Annotated in this window: 2 protein-coding genes; both read left to right on the top strand. The window is 35.7% G+C overall.

The window, feature by feature from the left end; genetic code table 11:
* Positions 1–216: 216 nt before the first annotated feature.
* Positions 217–393, top strand: coding sequence for a hypothetical protein (locus C502_RS19330; RefSeq protein WP_155757412.1), 177 nt, complete (start codon positions 217–219; stop codon positions 391–393).
* Positions 386–1,206, top strand: an 821-nt coding sequence (locus tag C502_RS0117955; RefSeq protein WP_018680133.1) for a phage/plasmid replication protein, II/X family, incomplete at its 3' end; no start/stop codon positions are given. The genes C502_RS19330 and C502_RS0117955, both read left to right, overlap by 8 nt.

Here is a 1,206-nt window from a genome sequence, read left to right as displayed (position 1 = left end):
CTGATTAGCTTTTTATTTAACTCCACAGCTTTATTTCTTAGTAACTCTTTCTCTTTACTGTTAAGTCTTAGCATTTCTGCCATTTCGTACATCCTACAAATTTTTAGAGATTATAGTCTAAATAAACATGTATACATGCTTTACATGAAACATGTTTATATGTTAATTTCCACCTAAAATAGAAACATGTATACAAGTAAATTGGGTCGGGTATTTATGGATAAACAGCATAAGATTGAACCATTAGATTTTTCAGTACTACATGGTTTGAATAAGAAATCTAAAAAGTCTACTCGTTGGATTACTTGTTCAATTTGTAATAAGACCATAACTAAAAACAGTATGGTTCGTCATTACTTCGCATTTCACCATTCAAGTGATAATCATGCTTGATTTTCTGCGGTTAGCGATTCCAATCATACCTACGCATGTTCGTAGCCTTGATAATCATCATTGGTTTAATGGTGATATTCGTGATTTTGGTGTACCTGCTGCAACTCGACATGTTTCTAAGGATGATGATGGCAAGACAATAACAGGGGAGTTATATCACCCTTACGAGTCTCTGCCATCTGATTACACAGATATGGCAATGAAGTTCTATACCAATACGATGAATGCCGTACCTTATGTTGAGATTAAAGGTTCACCTTTGAAGCTTTTACAAGGTCACAATGTTTATGGTTTCGAATGTATCGAACTAGCTTCTGACCATATGCTTGGTATGTTATTTGAAGCATTTCCTCAATTACTTCCAATTCTTGATTTAGCTAAAACTGAAGTTCTTTGTCTCGATACAACGTATTTGTTCCGCTTACCACATCAGTCGATGGTTCAACCTGCGCTTGATTACATGTCAAGTTTATCTTCTGGTCACCGTAAAGCACGTGAAGTTAAATATCAGAATTACATTTCTTGGGGCAATGATGCAGCATCAATACGCCCAAAGGCATATGGCAAATTTGAAGAAGTAAAAAGCCAGTTAAACAAGATTCAGAAGAAAGCAGACAAGGGATGTCAGCGATCTAAAGCTTTAGTTTGTGCTATGCATGATGTTCTTCAATTTGCTAATGCAATCCTTCGCTTAGAAACACGTATTACTAAAACATATATGTCTAAAAATGGCATACCAACCAATTTATTTCAGCTAATTAAGCTGCAACGTCAACAGCCAGAATTATTGCTACGCCTCTGGCACGTAGCTTT

This window comes from Acinetobacter tjernbergiae DSM 14971 = CIP 107465, assembly GCF_000374425.1.
Classification (GTDB): domain Bacteria; phylum Pseudomonadota; class Gammaproteobacteria; order Pseudomonadales; family Moraxellaceae; genus Acinetobacter; species Acinetobacter tjernbergiae.
Note: the sequence above shows the minus strand (reverse complement) of the source record. Positions and strands in the feature narration are given on the sequence as shown.